Genomic DNA, 26,132 nt, shown 5'->3' on the forward strand with positions numbered 1-26,132 from the left:
ATGTTTATACATAACCTATTAATGCAAAGAGCTTTTTGGTGAGGATTTTGTCAATTTTAGAGAGGGTTAGATGCTATCAGAGCAGTTTGAAAATATAAAACAAGCTATAAGAAATAATAATAACAGAAAAGTTGTAGAACTTATAAACGATAATGTGACTATTGCTGGGCATTCTGACGTAGATGGGTGGAATTTGCTACACTATGCTGCTCAGTATGGCAACTTAAACGCTACAGAATTTTTAGCAAACTTAACAGATATAAACCTTATTGATGGTAAAACCAATGCTCAGCAGAAGCCTATACATATTGCTGCAGATAATGGACATACAAAAATCGTAGAGTTTTTTATTAATGAGAAAAAAATGGATGTTAATGATCCAGGAAAAGATTACGTGACGCCACTTCACTATGCCGCTAAAAAAGGTGAACTTGAGATGGTAAAGTTTTTAGTAGGAAAGAACGCAACGATTGATGCTCTAGCTAATGGTGCTTGGACACCATTGCATTACGCTTCTGAAGAAGGTAAGTACTCAGTTGTGGTATTTCTCGTAGAAAATGGAGCAGATATTAGCAAAAAAAATCCTGATGGTAAAATATCATTACAGCTTGCTGAGGGAAAAGGATATCAAACTATTACGGACTTTTTAAAAAGTAAAGAATCAGAAAAGGAAAAGTTACGACAAAATAAAGCATTGCTTGATGCTGCAAAGGAAGGAAGTAGTAAAAAAGTTCAGGAATGTCTTGAAAAAGGAGAAATTGATTATAAAGATCAGAATGGTTGGACAGCCTTACATTATGCTTCTAATAGAACAGTAGATGATTTGGAATTTGTAAGGTTTTTAGTAGATAAAAATGCAGATATTAATTCTAGAAATTCTGATAATAATAAGCCTTTATACATTGCTGCAAGGAATGGACATGAAAATATCGTAAAGTTCTTTCTGGATGAAAAAAGATTAAGTGTTAATGACCCAGGAAAGGATAATTGGACACCCCTACATTATGCTGCTGAAAGTAATCGCGTTGATGTCGTTAGGTACTTGGTAGAGAAAAAGGAAGCAAATATCAATGCTAAAAATTATGGCAATGAAATTCCATTTGACCTCATTAAAGACAAGAACTATGAAAAAGTGAAAGAAATACTGCTAGGTAAGGCATTAATTGATGCCGTAAAGCAGAATGATATTACAGAAGTTGAAAATCTTATTCAGAGGAAAGCTAAAGTTAGCTATCTGTATGAAAGTAATAAGTGGACTCCATTACACTATGCTGCAAGTTTAGGTTATAAAGCTTCAGCAGAAGTGCTCATAGCAGAGGATTTAAGCGTTATTAATGATAAAGACCATGAGAGAAATACGCCTTTACATATTGCTGCTGATCAAGGTCATAAAAATATTGTAGAGCTTCTTCTTGAAAAGGGAGCAAATATTGACGCTATAAATTCCGGTAACAAAACACCGTTACAATTAGCTAAAGAAAAAGACCATCAGGCAACAACACAGTTATTATTGAGTAAAGCATTGCTTAATTCAATAGAAGAAGGAAATATTAACAAGATCAAAAAATGCCTTGAGGAAGGAGCTGAAATTAATCGTGAAGATAATAACGGATGGACCCCGTTACACTATGCTGCTAATAAAAAAACAGAAGCTCAAGAGCTGGTGAGGCTACTAGTGGAAAGAGGAGCAAATGCCAATGCTACAACTAATGATGGAGATAAACCCTTACATATTGCGTCCAGCCATGCACATACAAAAATTGTAAAATTCTTCATTGATGAGAAGGGACTAGATATTAATGATCAAGGAAAGGATAATTGGACACCGCTACATCATGCTGTTAACAAAGGTAGCAGCGATTTAGTAAAGTTTTTGATAAAAAAAGAAGCAGATATTTATGCTGAAAATTCTGATAGTGTAACTCCACTTGAGCTTGCTCAACAGCTTTCCCAAGGTGAAAGTAATCGGCAAGAAGTTAAAGCAATGTTGCAGGGCAAGGCGTTGATTGATGCTATAAGGAAAAATGATGTATCAAAGGTCAGAAAATATATTCAAAATCTTAATTATTCATACGAGAAAAATGGATGGCAGCCGTTACATTACGCTGCTAGCTTAGGGTATAAAACGCTAGCAACAGAACTTATCAATAAAGATCCAAATGTTGTTAACGCTAAAGATTCTGACGGAAATACACCTTTACATCTTGCTGCTACTTATGGCAAAGGTGACGTGGTAGAGCTTTTTCTGAGTAAGCAAGCAAATATTGATGAAGTAGGAAAAAATAACTGGACACCGCTTCACTATGCCGTTTATGAAAATCGATTACCGGTAGTAAAATTTCTTATAGAAAAAGGAGCAAATATTGGTGCTACGGGTTTAAGTGGAGAAACGCCATTGCAACTTGCTGTTGAAAAAGGAGATAGTCACAGGGAAGTGGCAAAGTTATTGCGGAGTAGAGAGCTATTCAATGCTGTAAAAGGAGATAACCTGGGTGATGATATTAATAGGATTAAAGGTTTTTTTACAAATGAGATTGATATTGACTATTCAGATCTAAATAACTGGACACCACTCCATTATGCTGCTCGCAACGGTTATACAAAAGCAGCAGAATTTCTGGTAGAAAAAAAAGCAAATGTAAATGCAAGAACAGATAATAGAGAAAAACCTTTGCACATTGCTGCAAAAAATGGGCACAAAGATATTGTAGAATTTTTTATCGATCAACAAGGATTAAGTGTTAATGAACAAGGGGAAAACAAGTGGACGACTCTGCATTATGCTGCTGCAAGCAATAGTCTAAATGTTGTACAGTACTTGATTGAAGAAAAAGAAGCTACTATTGATAGCAAAGATAGAAATAATTGGACGGCTTTACATCATGCTTCTAAAGAAGGTCATATTGAGATTGTAAAGTTTCTTATAAAGAAAGGAGCGAATATTAATGCTCATAATTCTCAAGGAAAGTTACCAGTAGATCTGGCAAGCGAGCCTGAAGTAATTCAATTCTTACTAAATGAAGGGTTGTCTGGTGCTGTAAAACAAAATAAGGCGTTGGATGTGACAAATTATCTTAATAAGGAAGTTAACGGCACAAGAGTTGAGGTTGACTATAGGGATCAAAGTAACGGAACTTCGCTTCACCATGCTGCGCGGCATGGCTATTTAAATATAGTTGAACCTTTAATTGAGCATGGAGCTAATGTAAATGCAGCTGATGTAAATAAGTGGACTCCTCTACATCACGCATCTAAAGGTGGAAATTTAGGAGTTGTAACATTTTTAATAGACAATCAAGCAGACATTAATGCTGAAAATATCGAAAACGATAAGCCTTTACATATTGCTGTTAAGAATGGCCATCAGCCAATTGTAAGGTTCTTTATTAATGAACGAAGCATGGATGTTAATGATAGAGGCAAAGACGATTGGACACCACTTCATTATGCTAGTGCAAACAACTATTCACAAACTGTAAATTTTCTTATCAAAGAAGGTGCAGATATTACTATCCAGAATGCCCAAGGTAAAGCACCTTTAGAGCTTATAACTGGTAATCAGGAAATTGTCAGATCATTACAAAATGAGGCATTATTTGATGCTGTAGAACAAGGAGAGTATGCTCAAGTTCAAAGATATCTTGATAATGGAGCTGATCCTAACTCTCTGAGCGGTAATGATTGGACACTGTTGCATCGTGCAGCTGAAAAAGGTCATTTGCTAATAGCTTCGCTTCTAGTAGAAAGAGGAGCAAGCACTGATGCTGAAAATTCTGATGGGGACAAACCTTTGCATATTGCTTCACAATATGGCCACATAAACATTGTGAAGCTTCTACTTAATGGTAAAGTTAATGATAAAGGTAAAGATAATAAAACACCACTACACTATGCTGCTGAGAGTAATCACTTTGAAGTTGTTCGATATTTAGTAGAAGAAAAAGGTGCAGATATTAATCTTAAAGATGCTGATGGGGATAAACCTCTGCATCTTGCTGGAAAGAATGGACATACGGATATAGTAAAGTTTTTTCTTGATAAAAAGCTCAGTGTTAACGATTTAGGCAAAGATAGCTGGACACCACTCCATTATGCCGCTGAGCAGGGCAGGTCGGAAGTTGTGGAGCTTTTGATAACAAGAGGTGCAAATATCAATGCAGAAAACTCTGGTGGCAAAACACCTCTACAACTTGCCCAGGATGAAAGAGTCAAGGAGTTATTGTTAAATAAAGCACTTTTTGATGCTGTGAAAGAAGGAAATTTAGTGAGAGTACAAGACTCTTTCAGAGATGGAGCTAATGTAAACTCTACTAACAGATGGGGATGGGGGCTTTTACACGCTGCTTCTGTGAGAAATAATTTGCCATTGATCAGGTCTTTAGTGGAAGAGAAGGGAGCGAATATTAATGCTAAAAGTAGAGATGGAGATAAACCTTTGCATATTGCTGCCGAGAAAGGCTCTTTAGATGTTGTAAGATATTTTCTCAGTAGAAAAAATGGTGTGAATGAGGCAGATGCTAACATTAATGATAGGGGCAAAAATAATTGGACACCGCTTCATTATGCTGCCAAGTACAACCACCCTGAAGTTGCAGAGTTTCTCATAGAGAATGGTGCAGATATTAATGCAATTGACTATGATAATCTAACACCTCTGCAACTAGCTAATGAAGGGCCAATTAAAAGATTATTACAAAATAAAACATTATTACATGCTGTAAAGCAGGGAAATTTAAATGATGTAGAAAGATACCTTGATAATGGAGCTAACGTTAATTATTCAGATAAGAATGGATGGACAGTATTACATGAAGCTGCAAGTAGAGGACATCTAAGAGTTGCTCAGGCTCTAATATCAAGAGGGGCAAACATTAATACTAGAGATCAAAATGGCGACAAGCCTTTGCATATTGCTGCTGATTACGGTCGTAGAAACGTGGTAGAATTCTTTCTGAAAGAGGAAAGAGCTAGCCTTAGTGTTAATGATGCAAATAGAAATGGATGGACACCGCTTCACTATGCTGCAAGCAGAGGTGGTTTGGCAATTGTAGAACTTCTGATAACAAAGAGGGCAAATATTAATGCTCAAGATTCTAACGGAAATAAGCCTTTACATATTGCTGCAGATAACGGGCATAGAAGTATTATAGAATTTTTCCTTAGGTGGCACGGGGATGAGCTAAGCATTAACGATAAAGGTAATAATGATTGGACTATGCTACACTACGCTGCTGACAAAGGGTATCCAGAAGTTGTAAAATTTTTAATAGAAAAAGGAGCAGATATTGATGCTAAAAGTACTGATAACAAAACACCTTTGCAACTAGCAAGCGGTAAAAACCATCAGGAAGCAGCAAGATTATTGCGTAATAAAGCATTATTTAATGCTGTGAAACAAGGAGAGTTAAGTAAAGTTGAACAGTATCTTGCTGAAGGAGCAGACCCTAACTACAAAGACGAAAATGACTGGACATTGCTGCATGATGCCGCTAGCAAAGGTTACATTGAAATCGTTAGGCTTCTAAAGGCGCAAGGAGCAAATGTTGATGCTAAGTCTTATAATGCAAAGCCTTTGCATTATGCTGCTAGGAATGGATACGAAGACGTAGTAGCGTTTTTGATAGTAGGGAAAGAGAAAAGTGAGGGTGTTGACAGTCGTGGTAGAAATAATTGGGCACCATTACATTATGCTGCTAGACATGGACGCTTGGCAGTAGTAGAATTTTTGGTAGGAGAAGACGCGGATATCAACCTTAAGGATACTAACAGAAATAAGCCATTGCATGTTGCTGCTCAATATGGTCATACAAATGTGATGGAGTTTTTCCTAAGGAGAAACAGAGAAGGGTTGAGTATCGATGACAAAGGTGCAAGTGGAAAAACAGCTTTGCATCAAGCAGCTGAGAAAAGCCATTCAGCAGCTGTAGAATTTTTGATAGAGAAAGGTGCAGATATCAATATTCAAGATTCTGAAGAGAACACGCCATTGCAACTTGCAACTGACCATGAGATTATTAAATTGTTACAAGATAAGGCATTATTTAATGCCGTTAAGCAGGGAGATCGTGACCAGATTAGTGAATATCTTACTAGTGGAGCTGATGTTGATGTGACTAATAAATGGGGATGGGGAATGTTGCATATTGCAGCAGAAAATGGCGACTTATCGATGATAAGGTTTTTACAAAGTAAAGGAGCGAGCCTAAACATAAAAAGCATTAGTGGTGAAAGCCCGTTACATGTTGCTACCAAAAATGGGTACAAAAATGTTGCTGAGTTCTTACTCGAACATGGAGTGAGTGCTAGTGAGCCAGACAAAAATAATAAAACGCCATTACATTATGCTGCAGAGGAAGGTTATTTTGAACTTGTAAAGTTACTAATAGAAAAGAGAGCAGACATCAACGCGAGGGATTCAGACGGTAAAACACCATTACAACTTGCTAAGGAAAAAGAGAATGGAGAAATTACTGAATTACTGTTAAATGAGGCTATGTTTCATTCTGTAGGAAGGAATGACATACAAAAAGTTAAAGATTATCTTAAAGAAGGAGCTGATCTTAATTATTCCGGTCATAATAACTGGACACCGCTGCATTACGCTGCTTATAGAAACCATCTAAAACTCATAAAGCTTTTAGTAGAGGAAGGGGCAAATGTTAATGCTGGGTCTCATTATATAAATCCTCTGCATGTTGCTGCTCAATATGGCCATAAAGGTGTAGTGGAATTTTTGCTTAACAGCGGATCAAATATTAATGCTTCTGGTTGGAATAGCTGGACACCACTCCATTATGCTGCTGATTCTGGCCATTCAGAAGTTGTGAAGTTGCTTATAGAAAGAGAAGCTGATATCAATGTTCAAGATTTTTATGGTAAGACACCGCTACAACTTGCTACAGAAAAACGTCACCTAGAAGTTATGAAAGCTCTTTCAAACGCAGGGTTATTTTATGCTATAAGCCAAAAAGATTTTAGAAGCGTCGAACATTATTTTAATATAGGTGCAGATGTTAACTCTAGAGATAATAATGATTTAGCACCACTACACAAAGCTGCTCAAGGTGGTGACTTAGAGATTGTTAGATTTCTCCTTAGGAAAAAGGCTTATACTAATGCTAAAGATAATAAATATTATCTTACTTCACTCCATGAAGCTGCCAAGAGCGGTAACTTAGAAGTTGTAAAACTGCTTGTTAACTTTAGGTCAAATATTCATGATCAAACGATAAGTGGAGCAAAGCCTTTGCATATTGCTGCTGAGTACGGACATAAAGATATCATAGAGTTTTTCCTCAATAGGGGATTAAGTGTCAATGATTTAGATAAGAATAAGTGGACGCCATTACACTATGCTGCCAAGAGTGGTAACTTAGAAGTTATAAAATTCCTCATCAGTAGAGGAGCAGATATCAATGCCAAAGATCTTAACAATTTAAAGCCTTTACACATTGCTGCTGAGTACGGTCATAAAGATATTATAGAGTTCTTTACTGTAGAAAAGCAATTAAGTGTTAGTGACCAAGATAAAAGTAGTAAAACATTGATGCACTATGCTGCTAAAAGTGGCAACTTAAACGTTATTGAGTTTCTTGCTGGTAGAGGAGCAAATATTATCGCTTTTGATATTAACGGTGTGAGTCCTTTACATATTGCTGCTGAACATGGACATAAAAACGCCATTGAGTTTTTTCTTAGTAGAGGATTGAATGTTAACTATCAAGATCAGAATAATCAAATACCACTACATTATGCTGCCAAGGGTGGTAGTTTAGAGGTGGTTAAGCTTCTTGTAAGTAGAGGAGCAAATGTCAATGCTCAGGATTCTAGTAATGCAAAACCTTTGCATTATGCTGCTCAGTATGGTCATAAGGATATAGTAGAATTTTTTGTTGTGCAAAAGCAGCTAAGTATTGATGACAAAGGCAAAGACAATTGGACACCTTTATATTATGCTGCTAAAGGCAGGAATAATAAACACATTGATGATGATAAACTTTTAGAGGTTATTAGGTTTCTCGTTCGTCAAGATAGAAACATCATCAATAATAAAGATGCTTACGGTGCTGGGCCTTTACATATTGCTGCCCAGCATGGACACAAAGATATTGTGGAGTTTTTTATACAAAAAGAATTAAATGTTAATGATGCTGATTATCAGCAATTAACACCTTTGCATTATGCTGCCCTTCATGGTCGCTTGAGGGCTACTAAATCTCTAGTTGAAGAAGGTGCAGATATTAGAGCTGTAAGCAACGATGGAAAAAAACCTATACACTCTGCAGCTAGCAATGCACATAAAAATATTGTATTACTTTTTGTACAGCAAGGGCTAAGCATTAATGATCCAGATACTAATTTAATGTGGACGCCACTGCATTATGCTGCCCATTCTGGTAATTTGGATTTTGTCCAATCGCTTTTAGCTGAGGGAGCAAATTTTAATGCTGTAGATGCTGATAACGCAAAACCTTTACATATTGCTGCTGAACGTGGGTACCAAAGAATTATAGAACTTTTAATAAACCAAGGAATGAATGTTAATGATTTAGGTCAGGACAATTGGACACCGCTGCATTATGCTGCAAGGCATGGTCATCTGGAAACTGTAAGGTTTTTAGCAGAAGAGAAAGGAGCAAATATTAATGCTGTTGATCTGAGTAGTAAAATGCCTCTACATGTTGCTGCTGAGAATGGACATAAAGACATTGTAAAATTTTTCCTTGATAAAGGAATAAGTGTTAATGCTGTAAGTGCAGATAATTGGACACCTCTCCACTGTGCTGCTAGTAATGGTCATTTAGAAACCGTAAAATTTCTTGTGGAGGAAAAAGGAGCAGATATTGATCTTCTCAGTATTGATCATGAAAAACCTCTTGATCTAGCTATTTCTGCAAACCATGTAAGTGTGGTAGGATACTTAAGGCAAGCTCTGGAAGAAAAAGAGCACAATTACGTTGCTAATATCAGGCATAGTCATCTTTTTGTAGATCAGCCTACTGTAGGTCAGTTTCAAAGTAGTGGGGCAGGTAGACATTCTTCACTGATAGGCAACTGGGTTTCTTGGATAAAAGGTTGGATACCTAATACTGAACAGCCATTTTTACCAGGTAAGGTGGCCAACTGTAAATCATCTACACCTATTATTCAAGAAAGGCTTGAGAATATTAGTAATGCAGACATGATGCTTTATTATGTATTATATAGCTGGTTCAATGGAAATAAATGCAACATGAAATGTAGAGCTTATGAAAGCAGTACTTTATCAAAAGAGGAGACAATAGGCTGTACTTTACGTATAGTGGAAAAGCTAGAGCAAGTAATGAAGCAAGCAGCTTGTAGCAGTGGTATAGCATGGAAATCAGTAAGAATTGATTTTTTAGAAGTACAAAAAACTATCACAGCAAAAATTACAAGTGGCAATTATGATACAATTGCTAGTCTTTTAGACTCATATGTAGAAAAGGCATTTTCACAAAATTTAAGTCAAAAGCAAATCGATGGATTTAAAAAAGCCTATAATGGTAAGAGAGATCGAATATTAAATAGTGCTGATTCGCAAACCCAAGTTAGCATCCAAGTACCTACCTCTATACAAAGTGTTCTTATAGAAAAAGGTATCACAAATGAAAAAAGCAAAGAGACCTGCTACTCATTATTAAAATAGCAGGTATAGAAGTTACCAGTTAATCGTTGCTTTATAAGGAACCATAATTATGATTTCCTCAAGTTTACTTATATCTGCATTGTTGATTTGAATATTCCAGTCAGTGCCAATTGTTAGTGAAGGATTAACAATCTTTTTAGAATTACGTTCACATTTGTAGTTATCCAATTTTATAGTTATTTTATCTACATCTGGTGTTGCAGGTATAATACAGATGTTATTTAAATCGATTCCTGGATCCTTTACATGAATAGGAAAGATTTCAGGAAGTAGCTTGAACTTTAACTCAGAGAATTGCCCGTTTGCCTGTTTAAACTTGTTCCATTCTTCTGGGTAGACCGCACTTAGATTGACAACTAATGTACCTTGATAATACTTTATTTGATCAAGATTTTTTACTTGACGACTTAAAATCTCACCTCCATTTAGAGCTGTATAGTCCAAATGAATTATCACATCAGAAATAGTACTGATATCGAACCTATTGGTTGCTTGAGGAAGGCTTAATTCCCAAGTAGAAACTGCACCTGTACCTTCAAATGGTAAGTAGCGTTCATCACCAAAACTAAGTTCAAATAGACCACTATCTTGATCAGCTTTTGAGATAGCAATTTCTTGATTTGGCTTCCAGTTAACCCTTAAAAGATCAGTTTCAGGCTGTTCTTCTTCACTTGGGTTCACTAAGTATTTAATTGCGTTTATTGCACCATCGCTTTTTAACACCACTTGGTTACTTGTTTGCTGCAAACTTGCATGAACATTTTCATAAGGACCAACTACTGCTGGAATAGTAATCTTTATATCTTTAATCTTACGAGCATAGTGACCAGGGAAATCAAGGTCAAATAATTTTTCCGTGAAGGAGAATTTACAGCTTCCCTTAGTTTTAAGCTCATAAAGTGCGATAGGATCAAGAGATTTAAGTGAGATTACTTTAGTGATTTCTAACCTTCTTTCATTAGTATCATGGTACTCCTTATCAAGTTGCTCAAGTTCAAACTTTAACTTTTGCCCTGAAAGTAGGCCTTCTTTTAAGCTATTCCAGTGTCCTGGTTGAATAAAAGTCTTGTCATTATCAATTTCATATTGGTAAGCCCTTTCAGCTTGCTTTGCGACCTCAAGGGCAAGTCTATAAGTTTTAATATATAAGCTTTTAAGTTCTCCCTTCATCCAGCTATATAACTCTTGGTTAGTAAATTTACTTCTAAAGAACTCTTCTTTTTCTCTGATTTGCTTGATTGATTCCTTGTGGGCTCTAAGGTCTTGTGTAGCATTAGCTTGATTTATTCTATTAGCTTCTATTTGATGGCTAATTTGCTCAACATCATGAGTTGCCATGATTTTTTGCAGATCCCAATCTTGTGCCCGTCTTTCGTAGCTTGCTGAGATACTGAGATTCTGCGAGAGAGCACCAGTTACACTAGAGAATATTTCAAGCCCACGTGCTATTGAATCTGCTGAACTACCAGGTTGAAACCCTCCACAAGAAAAGCCAAATATTGTAGGAATAGCGTGTAGCGGAGCTGCAACTTGTCTAGCAATACCTGCTGCAGCTAATGTAATTGTTGATGCTACAGATGTAGCCATAGAAGAAATTTCAAGAGCTGACCAATCTTGTTCAATCAATTTTTCATAATGAGATTTTCGATCTCTTGCACTGCTTAAGCTTGCATTAAGGGCTTTAGCTTCTTCTTTTAATGTTTCTACGGCTTTTTCCTTAATAGTTGTCATTAGGTTAGCCATTGTAGCTTCTTGCTTGTTGTAAAGCAAGGTAAGTGCTTCAGCATCTTTCTTTTCTAAAATACTGAGCAACTCTGAACCAATTTGAGTAACAGTATCAGCAATTGATTTAGCATAAGTGATCATGTACTTAAAGCGATAATGAGGTACTTGAGCTATCTTTGGTAACCTTATAGTACTTCCACCTGCTGCTGCACTTACCAATTGCCTTGGGTCAATTGGTGGTTGAAATAGAGGAAGCTCTAAACGTTTACCTTTGATATCCAAGCAATGTCTTATTTTATAAAGACGATCCTCAATTCTATCCCATAAACCAATAAAGTCTTTATTTTCCGGAGTACAGAAATAGCTGCAATATTCAGTTGTATCAGATGAAACAGGATTAAGTGCAAATTGACCATTCCCACTACTTTGGGCTGGGGTTATTGTTTCTGCTTTACATAGCATTTCCCTGTTAGCAGTTAATACTTCGCACACGTTTCTAGATCTAATTTTAAATTTTCCTTTCTTTTTAGGCTTTTCTCCAAGAAGATCCCAAGCTCTGATATAAAGCATTGTTGCTTGATTAATCCCCTCCCATGAGTTTTGAGAGAATAGCATATCACCCCAGTCAATTAGATTATCTACATACGATATGATTATGTATTTTTCAAAAGAAACCTTTCCCTCTTTGTCAGCTTCCTTATATGGATTAAGTGAGTCAACTAATTCTCTGCTATCACATTGGTGATTAATATTGCCTGGAGGACATTTAGTTTTAAAAGGAGAAAATTGCCAAGCATTACAATCTTTTTTGAGAGGGTTAAAGATATATTGGTACCACTTACGTGCCTCAGCAAACTTCTGCTCCTGGTTGAAAAGATATGCAACCAGTGTTGGAATATGGAAGAATATTTCCCATAAATATATTCCATAAAATCCGTAGAAGTTGAGAGCTTGTTGCTTCTCAGACATTAAGATAACCTCTGTTCCTTTTGTATAAGCTTCTCTGTAAGCTTCACTAACAAATTCAACAACTGTTTTATCTTTATAACTGTCTTGTTTGTTATCTGCATCCCTTCGACTAACTAAAGCTTTAGCTAATTCTACCTCTTCATCTTGCTTTACTTTGTTTAGCGCTTTATAATCCTTATGCTTTTTACCGTTAATTTCATATTCTGTTTTCTCTTTGTTTAAGGATTCTATTTTATTATTAATTTCCTTTATTTCATTTTTCTTGTCTGTTATTTTCTTATCTAATTTGCTTATTGCATCTGTAAGGCCATCTATGGTACCTTTTCTCTGCAACTCATTCTTTTCTTTTTCTAAAATCTCTATGGTTTTTTCCTTTGCTAATTTATTAATCTTATCAATCAGCTCCATTATTTCTTTCTCTAGATCTGTTAATTGTGTCTTCACTTCCTCTCTTTTACTTTTTGCAATCTGCTTTGATTTTGTTAGCCTTTGCTTCAAATTATTTACTGCTGCCTGTAACTTTCCTTTTTCTATTGGTACTGTTGTTAAATCGTCTTGTATTGACTCTTGTTGTTGTAGATTATCTAACCGTTTCTTCAGATCTTCTGCGTTTTTCTGTAAATTGTTTTCGTTACTTTTTCTATCTGCTATAGCATCTATCTCACTTTGCAGTGATTCTTTTTGCTGTACTTTGTCATTCTTTTCTTTCTCTAGCCCTTTCAGATTTTTTTCTAATTTTTTTACCTCTTGGCTACCCCTTTCTATTCTTTCTTTTATTTCTTTTTCTTGATCCTCAACGCTTTCCTTATATCGCTTTTCGTACATCTCCCCGATACTTTTTTCTATATCTGCTGATTCGATACTATTGAAACTTAAATTTGAATCTACTTTTTCTATACTTAAATTCTTTTTCAATACAAATCGGCTATTTTCAAAACCTTCTTCCAATGATACAAATATTATTTCCCTTTTCTGCTTATCAAAATGCGCTCCTAGCTTTCCTCTAAATTCCTTACTTATATCCTTTGATTTTTGCGCTTCACCTTGTATAAAGTTGTTTAGACTTTTAATCTTGTTCTTAAAGTATTCTATAGCTCCTTCTACAGGTTGATTTATAGTCCATTCACCATCTTTGCTATAATTTACTTTTGTCTTCTCATCCCTTGCTCGCCAATTTTCACATATTTCTTGGTATTTCTTATTCTGATCTCTTAAATCAAAATTTTTTCTTATCTGAGACTCAAACTCTCTACTTACAATAACCTCACTTGGCAATTTCTGCTGAGCGGACCAGCTACCATCTACTCTTTTAAAAATATAACTCACATTCAAAGTAGAGTCATTAATTGACACATCCTCAATTTGCTTTTGCTTTTCAGTCTTTTGTAGCCAAAAAATAAATACTTTACCAAATGCATGAATTACCCTTGCTAAACTAGCCGATACTTGTGTATTGACTTTTTCCCAAGGTAGCCAATTTTGCACCTTACCACCTCCAAAATCAGCAACACGATAATAGTAAGCATAAGGTTCTGCTTGAGTTCGACCTAGAATGTGTAATATATTATTCGCAAAATAAGTATCAACTATCTGCAAATTAATAAGCTGTGAAAAATCTTCAAAGTACTTAATATATGCATAAGCTGCTTCTTCGTCTGCAAGATTGCCTTGCATTAAAGTATTTTGTAATTCCCTATACTCTGCAGTTGCAGATTTACGTAGCGTAGGGTTGAGGTAATTTTCAGGGTATAATGCAACCTTTTTAGTTGCTTCCCATTCTCTATAATTATCCAACAAATCCCACATTTCCTCGGTTAATTTAGAATTAACTGTTACTCCTTCTTCGAGACCCAATATGCAACGGTGAATATAAAGCTGAAGACTATTTAGCCCTGCTTTGAGCGGAGAAATTTTTGAGCAATCGCTCATTTCAACATCGATTAATAGGAATGCGTATAGGTTGCGCATATTCTTGTTCTTGATTCCAGGGTATGTGTGTAACATGTAACCTGCCAGAATATTGCGCTTTTGATTTTCTAGATGCTCTTTCACTCCTTCTACATAACTTAGTGATTTCCGTAGTTCCTTTTCAGTGCTATTGTACTGATCCCATCCAGTAGATGATGGCAAATTATGTAAGTCTTTTAGTTCTAGTAAAATTTGACCATCAATACCTGTTTGTTCTGCCATATCTACAAGAGACTTAATTTTTAGCAAAGAGTCTATAGGATGATTTTCTTTACTGAAACATTTTTTAAAAGCATCAATTTCTTTGATTTGACTAAGTAACTTTTTATCCCAATTAGTAAGCTGCGTTATTTTTTCTGTGACTTTGCTTTCATCATAACTGTCACGTAGCCATTCTGTGTATTGTGATAGAGTAAGTTCATTACCAGAAAAAGCATCCTGCAATGCTTTATGATTTGAAAGGGTTTTAATCTGCTTCTCTGTCCATGTTGCTTTTAGGCCATAAATGGCTGAATGACTTGTAATGCTTTTTATATCCTCTGCACTAAGCTTCAGTACTGTAAAGACTGCAACATTATTTAGAAGTTCTTCAATCGTTGCATCGTAAGTTATAGACAAGTCTATTGAGTACGTTTCTTCATATGTTCTTCCAGATGAATCTTTGCAAGTTAAGATCGCTTTATTATTGCGAACACTTATTGAAGTACACTCATCAGGTTTGTAAACATCAATAGCTTTCCAAGCTTTTGCTGTATTATCATAAATATCTATTTTTCCAGAGAATTTTGTACTATTTATAATTTCTGCAAACAAACCGTCACGCGTTTCATTTTCTTTTGTTGCACGTTTCATCCAGCTTTTAGCTATAGAATCATTGGCAGAATAACTATCAGAGTCATACACATATACTTGACCAGTTACTCTATTATCCTTCTTTCCTGTGAAAAATATAGCTTTTGTGCCAATCACAGTTACTGCAACATTCTCATGTGATTTGTTAACTTCATCTGTTGCTTTCCAGCTATTAGTAGTGCTATCATAAATATCTATATATTTAGAGTATTGCTGATTACCCTTACATCCACCAAAGAAAACAGCTTGTTTACCAACAATTGCAATCGATACTGTATCACGCGCTTCACTTGCTGTGTAATCAACTACTAGCCATTTCTCAGTTTTAGCATCATAAATATCTATTTTTTTAGACCTCGTTTGACCTGCTTTACCACCAAAGAAAATAGCTTTGCCATCAACCACAGCTACTGATGAATTTTCACGTGCTTCACTAACTGTATGCGTTGTCCATTTTTCAGTTTTACTATCATAGATATCTACCTTTGAAGAACACTGGTTATCACCTTTACTGCCACCAAAGAAAATAACTTTCGTATCAACTATAGCTACTGACACATTTGATCGTGCTTCACTGGCTTTATCTGTGTGATTTACCCATTCTCCATTATCATAGATATCTATTGCACTAGATCTTGTATCATTAATTCTACCACCAAAGAAAATAGCTTTTTCACCAACTACAGCAACCGAAGCATTTGAGCGAGCTCCATTCGCTGTATGTTTTTTCCACACGCCATTATCATAGACGTCTATTTGTGATGAACATCTTCTATTATCTTTATTTCCACCAAGGAAAATAGCTTTGTTGCTAACAACAGCAACTGCAGCACTATCACGTGCTTCGCTGGCTGCCTCAGTTACCCAGCTTTTGGTTCCTTCATCATAGATGTCTATTTTTCGTGAGTATTCATTTTCACTTTTCTTACCACCAAAGAAAATAGTCTTCGTGCCAACTGTTGCTACTGCTACGTTTTTTCGTGGCTCACGCATTGAAGACTCTACAGAATTTTTGCTTTGTACTTCACTTTTTCCAAGAAAAACAGCCTTGTTGCCAATTATACCTACATCATGAACAATATTTTTATTTGGAGACTCAAGTCTTAATAACTGCAAATTTGTTGGCTGCTTTTCTGTAAATTGATGAGCTGCGGCTAATACGTCAGAGCTTACATTGAAATGTTTACATACTTCATTATGAAGATTCTCTCGTTCTTCTATTACCTCACTTATTCTTGTTTTGCATTTTTCAGAAAGTATAGAACCATTCATTAATGCATCCAACCTTTCCTTGCTTGTTAATTTTTTGTTCCCCGTTTCTTCTATTATTTCTTTTATTTTATATTCCTCAGAAAGCGTAGAGTCATTAATTAGCGAATCTAATTTTTCTTTGCTTTTTAATTCTTCCAATATACCTTTTATTTTCGTTTTACAATCCACAGAAAGTGTAGAATTATTCATCAACGCATCTAATTTCTCTCTGTTTTTTAATTTTTTGATTTCTGATTCTTCCAGTATTTTTTCTATTTGTATTTTCCACTCGCCAGTAAGCTCAGCGTGACTCACTAACGAGTCTAGCCTTTTTCTGATTTCTAATTCTTGATTCTTTTCTATTTCTTCCTCTATCTCATTTATCTCCTTTACATGCTGGTGAGAAAATGCAGAAGAGTTGATCAATGTGTTTAACTGCTCAATGGTAATAGAGTTGTTATTTAGCCAATCATTTAATTCAAAAATACGCTTTATATTATCTAGATTTAGATCAGTGATGTTTAGCTGCAGTAAAATTTGTACTATTTCTACTGTTGATATATTCATCAACCTTGCTAGCAGAATTTGCTTATGTACTTCCGAGATTAATGATCTTCCAATCTTGTTAGAAATTTTATCGTTATAGTTAACTAAAGAAGTGAGTTCGTTATCACTAATATTCCAAATTTTCTTTAGTATAGTACTATTATTTGTGTTTGTAACTAAATCCTTAAGCTTAAATTCACTTGGTAACTCTGCAATTAGAGTGTTTAACTTACCAAACAACAATTTTAGTTGCCCAGCAAGCTGAGTAAAGTTGTGTAGAAACTTTTGCTCTTTAACACTAATTTTTTCTTGCTTCTTAGTTTTTTTGACATGAGTAATAGATTGACTGAGCAGCCATTCCACTTTCTGACGTTTTGCTCCAGTTCTTACAATGAATTCATCAAAATTTTCTTCTTTAAATGGTTCAGAAGGTTCCTCTATACCATAAATTTTCTTTAAGTCTGATTCTTTCACTCCTTGTAAAAAGAATAGAGACTCTGCTGCATTATTTGCGTCTTCTTCATTTTTACTTTTTTCTATTGATATAGAAGCATTAGTATATAATTTACATATCTCGCTAACAGGCTTTTTCAACTTTGCCTGCAAACTTTTGATTCTACTTATTTCCTTTAAAGAATTTGCACCAATTTCATTCTTATCAATTGCAAGTAATACATTACACAGTTCAGCAAATGACCAATTAAGTTTATTTGCAAGGCGAATAAAGCGGTGTAAAAAGCCTAATGCCTGATTATCCAGGTTATTTATATTCTCAGAATTAACACTCACCTTACCAGTAGGATTTTTAACCTTGTTATAACATTCAATTAACTGCTTTAATTTATTCAAATCTATATTGGCATGAGCAATGAACTTTTCAATATTTTTTAGCTCATCTACACTTGCTCCATAAACTTCAGAACTTGTAGAAGTGATAAGATCATATTCTTCTGGAGAAAGGCCTAAAGATTCTGCAAAGTTATTAGCTTCTGGCTTTAGTACCTTATACAGGTCAGCTAAGGTTATTCCTTGCTTTTCAAGGTAAGCGCGTATGCTAACTAAAGGAAAATTAGCAGGCAAGTTAAGAGGATATTTAGCTGTTGCTAACTTCTGTAGAGCATTGCCACCTAGTTTCTTATCTAGGTTCTTCTCCATTATTTCATTAGCAATTTCTAGATATAATTTTGTCTTATTTGTACTGTTGCAATCTAGTGGAAGCTTAAATAAGTCAGGACGACGTTCTTTAAGCTTATGCCCTGGAATATACTTTTCAACAGTCTCAACCAGCTTAACAAAGTAAGCTGCTGGACTTAAGACCGACTGGCAATGGTCACATTCGTCATAACCTTCTTTGGTCTTAAATATAGTTTCAACTATGTTGCTATCTGTTGTCATATTATTATTCTCCTTGTAAACTATGTATAATTGCGTCGCACTCCGCTGCCGTATCGTGATCGATATTACAAACTCGTAGTGCTCGATAATGTGGTTCGGTCATTTCTCTGGCGTTTTCTATATACCGAGAGACGAATTCTCTCCTATTTAAAGCTTTTTGATAAATATCCTTCGCTTCTTGCTCTGTGATTGTGTCTTTTACTTTTTCAATAAAGATATCCTCACATAAATCTGTAATTTTAAATGCTGAGTCATATAAATACTCATCATTTTCATTTTTAAAACTGAGTAATTTTTCAGCTTTTTCAACGTTTATTCCCATCTTCTCTAGGCGAAGCTGGACATCTTCTGCTATATTTTCATGAATCATAGTTTTCTCCTATAAATTTCTTGATAATTCTCACTGATTTCTCGATTCTTAGGCTTTACCCTCTTGTGCCATTCCTATTAGATTGCCTTGCTCTAGTGCGGGTTCTTTGCTGGTTATCATTGGCTGCACGACCTCGTTGAGTTGGATTGAAATTTCTCCTAAATTGAGCGATGCCATCAATTGTACGAGTGTCTCCTGGTCTTGCTCTTGCTTCCATTCGATCCAGAAAGCCCAAAGGATTATCAAATCGAAATGATGTAAGGTTGTTATTATTATCATTTACAGGGTTTACAATCCTATTTTCATTCTGATTAATAAACTGAGCAAGTCCCTCAAATTGATACGCACTTTCTCTTCTGCTGTAATAAACATTATTAGCATTTAAAGCAAAGCTCATTTGTGGGTAATCATTTGCAACTCTGTTCAGGTTATTTTGATACCTATCATTTCTAGTATCCGATACAACTGGTGGAAAACCTGAGCATGTATTACAAGGAGTAGAGCCAACATTCAGTAGTAGAACTTGCTTTTCGTCATAATTAAAAACTTCCATTTCTCTGAAATCCTGCATAGCTACTGCTTCTGCATCGTAATGTGCAACTTTAGCACCATTGAAATATTTATCCCGTCTAATGTTTGTTATATTTTGTGTTTCAGAAGCTGGTACTCTATATATAGATGACGTGCCATCAGACCTTCTATATAATGTACCATTATCATTAATACGATAATAAGCATTTCGATAAGATCCAGCTCCTGCTATACTTATTACATTGCTATTTTCGTCTACATTATAGACGATTGCATTTGCCCGCATCCCCCCAGGTAACAATTCATATCTTCGCAAATCTTCGGTTGTTCGCGTATTTCTATTATTTCTTTCATTATTATCACTTACATAACCTTCATCACCACCACTACTAACTTCTATTCCATCGTTATTAGGTCTGTCATCACCATAAAAATTCCTCACCCTTTCAAATCCCTGCATTCCCTTAATATCAACACTATTAATAGGGTTTCCCTTCACAAACTGATAAAGATTCGGCCCATCAACAGTCCCAGCCGGATCAGGATTGACCCACCTCAGAAGCCATGGCGCATAGTAACGAGCTCCGTAGTAATAAAGACCTGTGCTATCGTCTCTTTCTTTTCCTGAATATCTATATTCTTTCTCTGTGACTTCTCGTGCATTTTTCCCTGCAATTAGAGCTGTACCACCAAACGGTAAATATTCCTCATAGGTTATGATTTCAGCATTATCGTTTAGTTCCAAGGCCACTGAATCTAAATGATTACTCAGCTGATAACGGTCTTGACTTTCTCTGATTTCATTTGAAGTGCCTTTAGTCCAATAATGATGCAGTGCTACTCTACTCTTATCATCTGCAACATGAAGAGTGTATTTTTCTTTAATTAAACCACTCTCTTGATAAGTTCTCGTAACCTCAATATCGCCAAAGTAAATTTTTTCCACTCGAGTAGAGTTTGTTTCATTATTCTGATATGTTTCAGTAACTTTTCTAACTCTTTGTCCACCACTATCATAAACATAATATTCACTATCATTTTTTCCACTTGGTCTAGTTATAATATCAACATAGGCGATGTTATCTCGGTAATTCCAATGCAGATCTTGTGAGCCACTCAGCTTTAGTAAATTACCTCTTTCATCATAATTTTTATCTATATCATTTTCACTCACAGGTCTACTATCTATTATCGGCAAACTTCTATTGGAATTACCTGATATGTAAAATTCTTTAGTGGAACTATTTTTTCCATTATGCCTAATTTTTGTAATGTTACTTCCATAATCAAAGTCATAATATTCCGTGTAATTGCTAATCGCATTTTGGTTATTTAAATGCGGAATCGGTGTAATAATTTCTTCCTTTCCACTTAGCGCCGGATGTTCCTTTCCTGTTGCCTCAATTAGTCGATAAAGCGAATCATAATGATAATCGGACTTAGTATCTATACTTTTGTTTTTTGGAAAGATTGTCTTATAAGACTCATCATCCATTGTAGTAATGCTTCCTATTGGATCATACGTATAGTTGATATTTTGTAATTTCTTTTGTTCCTTTTGACTTTCTAGCTTAGTGAGCCGAAAAGTTTTAGGGTCATAGCTATAGCTGGTAACAACACCATTGCCATAGGTAATAGATGTACGTTGACCTTTAGGATTGTAACTGATATCAGAAACATAGGTTTTTATGTTTTCTCCTTGCTTCTTAAGGTTAATTTGTTTTACTCTTCCAGCTATATCATAAATTGGAATATGAGCATTATTTTGCGAATCTGTTTTTTCAATTATTTCACCTAAGGCATTATACTTAGCGACGAAATTAAACACTTCCAGCTCAAGATCTGCATGCACTGTAACAATACTTTCAACGCTTTTCCAATCTGCTTCTTGCTTATAGTTTTTTCTTAAAAGAAAACTACTTTTTAATGTCTGACCTTTAAAATCATTTTCTTCGACTCTTGTAAGTCCTGCTTGGTCATAATGAGCAATCAGCGTTCCATAGCGATTGGTAGCTTTATCTTGAATGTCTTCAGAATAAAAGAATCTTTCAACGATATTGCTATTTAAATCTAGATCCTTATCAGTAACTTTTACTCTTACTGGCCGTTGCAATTTATCATATTCTGTATAAGTAAGTGATCCTTTGCCATCCCAATTATATACTGCACTTCCTGCAACATTTGCTAAATTCCAAGTTTCTCCGGCATCAATACTGGTGCTTTTTAAAAGCCCTGCCATCGAGTAAACGTGGATAAAATTCTTTATTTTTTCAGTTTCTTCCTTACCCTGATTTTGCTCATAAAATCTTGCATCAACACTTTTTAGCTCATTTCCTTGAATATCAAGTTTAACATGAGATTTTAACTCTACATTGCTTTGTCCATCCTTACTTAAGGTCTCTATCTGCAGAAACTTTCTTCCTAAACTGTCTAGATGCTCTATTGTTGGCGTGTTATAATGTTTTTCTGCTTTGCTGAGTGCATCTTTTTCATCCTTTAAAGCTGCCTTTTCTGCTGTATTCCATTTTTCGGTAAATTCTCTGTAATACTCTGAATCTTTTACCGTATCGTTAAGATCAAAATTTTTAGTACTCCATGAATAAAATTCTACTTTGCTGAAAAACCCTTTTGCCGTATCAATGCGAACATTCCTTAGCAGAGGATCATAATAAAGAGTGTCAGATACTCCTTGATTACGCACACTCTCTTCGAGGTCATAAAAAGGTGAATTACTATAAAAAGGTTCATACTTTTTCACCTCCGTGCCTTTATTGTTATATACAACTCTCCCTGATGCTAGCCACTTTTCACTCTCAGAATCAGTTAGCATTCTAGTCTCGAGGTTTCTACCAAAGCCATCAATGTGAGTTACAATTTGCCTTATTCTTGTAAAACTTCCTTCTGAAACATGAGTTTCTCTCTGCAAATTAATCACATGCACAGGTTGGCCATTTTTTCTCCAAGCATCTAAGTCATAATAAAAGAAGCTGGTTGCATTCTGTAAGTAGTACTCAGGACCATTTGCTCTATCTGCCAAGCCTAAAACATCTTCAAAATTTGGATTTTTTCTGACTTGATATTCGAGTAGTGGTTTATCACCTTTCTTTTCCCCTTTTTCACTGCCATAAAGAGATGTGGCAACTACCACCCCAAGTGGATTTAATATAACTTCTGAAACATTATCATTGTGATCAGTTAGTTTTACTGCCGTTAAACGTTGATAATCATATTCTACAGTAGTTTCATAATTTGAGCTTTCAGTTGCTTTTACTATCGTTTTTATTGGCAGTAAATTATACTGATCATAAACAACTGCAGTTTCACCACCGAAAACATCAATTACTTTTTCAGGTAAATAGTATTTATCACTACCACAATAGTACTGAGTAGGACTTGGCACCAACCAAAAGTCAGAAGTTTTTTTGTAGCCAAGATCCTCAAGCATTTGATCAGAGGTGATTTTTCCGGCAAATACTTCTTTTACTTGGCTATCTGAAAATGCCATAGCTTCGGTGTGGTGAAGAAGCGCTTGCTGCGTTACCGAGCCAAGCGGTAAAGTAGAATTTTGTTCTTCATTCCAATAGTAATTGTGACTTTCACTTAAGAGCCTTACTTGTGGACTCGTATAATTTAAGTTCTCTTCAAATTTTATCGTATTTTGCAAGGACTGTGTTACGTGAGTCCTTAAGTCATTAATATTAGTATAACCACTAACTGCAACTCTTAGGCCACCAATCTCAAAAGCTTGTGATTTATAGAGAGCTCCAAGTAAGTAAAATTCTTTAGTATTATTAACGTAAAAATTACGTTCTAAAGTGGCATGTAATTTTTGCTGCTCTGAATAATTATTTGGCTCTATTCTACGAGGGTAAGTAATACTTGCTGATTTAATGACATTACCATACTCATCAACTTCTAAAACAAAGTCGTGCTGAATACGTGGATCACAACAATTTCTTTCATAATGGTAATTGATAGTTTCTTGTAAATTCACAAAGAAAATTCCGTATTTGAATACTTTATGAGAGCTGTTTGTACTAAGCAATTTTACACAAGCACTGGACTCTGTTACCGAATATGGATGCTGATAAAGATCAGGATTTTCATCCCCATCTAAACCATACACTTCTTGTCTTAGCATTTGCCCTTGAATGGCGCGGTAAGCCTGTCTTTTATCCTCTATTGAGGTGATATTTTCATCAAATATTTGTGGCGTTATCTTTAGAGCTTCAGTATCTCCTTGGTAAAATTCTTTTCTGTAGCCCTCAACTAAATCTCCTGCTTTCTTATAAGCTCCAGTGTGATACCAGGTTTTGGTGTAAATCGGTGCTACATAATGTTCTTTTTGATCAATTGTAGCAAAATCTTCAGTATCCCAAGTTTCTACAAAACCAAATCCGCGAAATTCTTTTTCAGTGTAATCATAAAATCCATGATGATAACGATACTTATTGGTAAGTTTACTTCCTACTATATTGTCTATGGTTTCTATTTTTTCAACTACTTGTACTGGAAACGGCAGACTTGTTACCCACGGACGATTTTCTTTTCTATCTTGCAAGTAAAACTTAGTAGAAGCTGCATAATGAAGACGAGTAAGATTACCCATGTTATTATCTATTTGCTTCAGTAAGTGCGGTTTTACTCCATTGTAAAAATCATAATATAAATGCTGTAACTTTAAACTTTGATCAAGGTAACTAATAAGCAAACAGTTAGTTCCATTCCCTAGAATGTCAGCAAACTCAATTCGACCAATATGATTATAATCAACTGGTAGCTTTAAATTCACTGGTCTACTAAATGAATTACCACTGTTGTTATAGTAGATATCTAAGCTGTTGTGGTTAGCATAAACTAAATCTGTAGTACCAGAGCCATCAATATCAGCAAAGTAAAGTCTTTTTGTATTTAATCCATTTCTAAAATATGGAGCATTCTTAAATGTAACTTTTTCGCCGAATTTACCATAGCCAAGATTTGGCCAACATTCTACTTTACCGTTTTCTATTTTAACTAGATGGCTTTTACCATCACCAAACATGTCAGCAAAGCGTACTAAAGTACTCTCTGAACTGGCACGTTGATTTGGTAGATCTTTTGGCGCTTTACTGTAAATAGCTTTTTTGTATCCTTTTTTACCAGCAGATGGATATACTCTGACGCTTTCTCCTTCAAATACTACAACATCAGTTCTTCCATCTCCGGTGACGTCTATCATCTCTTGAATTTCACTACTTAGATTGACTACTTGCGATTCAAGAGGCTTAAATTCACTCCATTTACTATTACCATCAAAATCATGGTAACCCTGAAAACCACTTTCATTCACATAAAGCTGTAACTCACCGTTACCTTCTAAGCTCGTCAGTGAATAAGTAGTTTTACGAAGCAGCGATGGAAAACGCTCCAGTAGTTTAGCTTGAGCAAACTCTCCATCACCATTTGGTCTGAAATAAAGGATTGTGTTGCCATCGTTATATAATATTCCTTCAATACCTTCTTGATATAGATCTACCGATTGAAATCTTCGATCATTTAAATACCCAGGAAAATTTTTGTTTATTCCTTCTATTTTTACCGGTTTAAAAGAATTTTTATTATTTCTATTGTGAAGGTCTAAAAAATTTCCTTTTTCTTTGATTAGAAGGTCTTTTTCACTGTCTTTTATTCTCCAAGCTGAATTTTCTGCTACAATCTCTGCACTATCTTTTTTAAGTATATATTCTTGTTCTTTTAGAATCTGTAGAAGCTCTTTAGACGGTTTGTTGCTATCTTTAAGTCCGACAGACGAAACTGTTGAAACGTAGGTAGGATCATCACTGGTATGAGAAAAAACTAAAGTTGGTGTTGATTTGCTAAATCTTTTTTCTCCTCTTTCATAATAGCCAACTTGTTTTACAGCTCTTAAGTATGTAATCGTTGGTCTCTCGTCGTAATCAAAGTACGTTCCATTTACTAGCTTTGGCTCTTTACCCAGCTCGTCAAATCGATGATAAATCCTTATCGCTCGACATAAGAGTTCAGTTCTAACTGCAAATCCTGTAGTGTGTGAGGTAAACGGATCTTGACGGAGAATAGCTTCTCTTTGCTTACTGTACTTTTTATCTATCGGGCTGGTAAAATCGTTTTTACCATAATCAAACAGAACTTCAAAATGGTTGTACTTTAATTCTTCATTATGGCCATAAGTAATCCGATCAATTACTCTGCCACTACCTTGTTTTTCTGTACTTGAGCGATAATGATAAAATATTTTATTACCATATACATCGCTTAATTCCTCAAGTAACCATTCTGCTATGCGGCTATTACTCTTTGGATCATAGATTTGTGCTTGTTCATTCTTACCATAAATAGCAATGCTGCCATCTTTACTAGTAACTTGCCAATGAATAGTGCTATCACTTTTACTTATTAAACGCTCTATTTTAGCAAATAATCCTTCAACACGTGGCTGATAATAAGTAATAGCATATTTGCTATTACTTGTTTGATTAATCGCAACCAAGTCATCTGCTCCACTTAGGACAAAAATATCTTCATCATCATAAATTGGAACTTTCTTGGATGTTTTTCTGATAATACTTGCTATTGAAACATTAAACCCTATACCAAATACTCCGTTACCACTTCCAGAGCTGTAATCAACACTTAAAGTTGGTGAGAAATTACGACAAGTTGGCAGCGCAATTGGTATTGAGAAAGACCCAGTACCAGTGAATGAGTTAGCCTCAAAAGCTTCACTGATTCCTTTTATAGCTCCTCCACCTTTTGGTAATTCAAGCTTTTTAGCTTCAATAGTGGACTTCTGTGTAGTATCTTTGTTAGGTTCCATTTGATTGCGTGAAAACGCGC

At 35.3% G+C, this 26,132-nt stretch carries 4 protein-coding genes; 1 reads left to right on the top strand and 3 read right to left on the bottom strand.

The annotated features are described in order from the left end of the window. Window positions 1-70: 70 nt before the first annotated feature. On the top strand, window positions 71-9,667 hold the full coding sequence (locus OOK87_RS05890; RefSeq protein WP_264688341.1) for an ankyrin repeat domain-containing protein: 9,597 nt from the start codon (window positions 71-73) through the stop codon (window positions 9,665-9,667). Window positions 9,668-9,679: 12 nt separating this feature from the next. Here OOK87_RS05890 and OOK87_RS05895 read toward each other — a convergent pair whose 3' ends face one another. Genes OOK87_RS05895 through OOK87_RS05905 form a run of 3 tightly spaced genes read right to left on the bottom strand, consistent with a single transcriptional unit; the run spans window position 9,680 to window position 26,112 of the window. Further along, window positions 9,680-18,373, bottom strand: a complete 8,694-nt coding sequence (locus tag OOK87_RS05895) for a Tc toxin subunit A-related protein (protein ID WP_264688342.1) — start codon at window positions 18,371-18,373, stop codon at window positions 9,680-9,682. Between the two features lie 4 nt (window positions 18,374-18,377). Then, window positions 18,378-18,743: a hypothetical protein gene (locus tag OOK87_RS05900; protein WP_264688343.1), complete on the bottom strand. Its 366-nt coding sequence runs from the start codon at window positions 18,741-18,743 to the stop codon at window positions 18,378-18,380. Window positions 18,744-18,798: 55 nt separating this feature from the next. Beyond that, on the bottom strand, window positions 18,799-26,112 hold the full coding sequence (locus OOK87_RS05905) for a SpvB/TcaC N-terminal domain-containing protein (RefSeq protein WP_264688344.1): 7,314 nt from the start codon (window positions 26,110-26,112) through the stop codon (window positions 18,799-18,801). Between the last annotated feature and the right edge of the window lie 20 nt (window positions 26,113-26,132).

The organism is Wolbachia endosymbiont (group A) of Sympetrum striolatum (genome assembly GCF_947250715.1).
Classification (GTDB): Bacteria; Pseudomonadota; Alphaproteobacteria; order Rickettsiales; family Anaplasmataceae; genus Wolbachia.

What these genes read in the sequence shown, in the direction of transcription:
- OOK87_RS05890 (WP_264688341.1), top strand. Translation starts at nt 71, where the DNA reads ATGCTATCAGAGCAGTTTGAAAATATAAAACAAGCTATAAGAAATAAT.
- OOK87_RS05900 (WP_264688343.1), bottom strand. Translation starts at nt 18,743, where the DNA reads ATGATTCATGAAAATATAGCAGAAGATGTCCAGCTTCGCCTAGAGAAG.
- OOK87_RS05895 (WP_264688342.1), bottom strand. Translation starts at nt 18,373, where the DNA reads ATGACAACAGATAGCAACATAGTTGAAACTATATTTAAGACCAAAGAA.
- OOK87_RS05905 (WP_264688344.1), bottom strand. Translation starts at nt 26,112, where the DNA reads ATGGAACCTAACAAAGATACTACACAGAAGTCCACTATTGAAGCTAAA.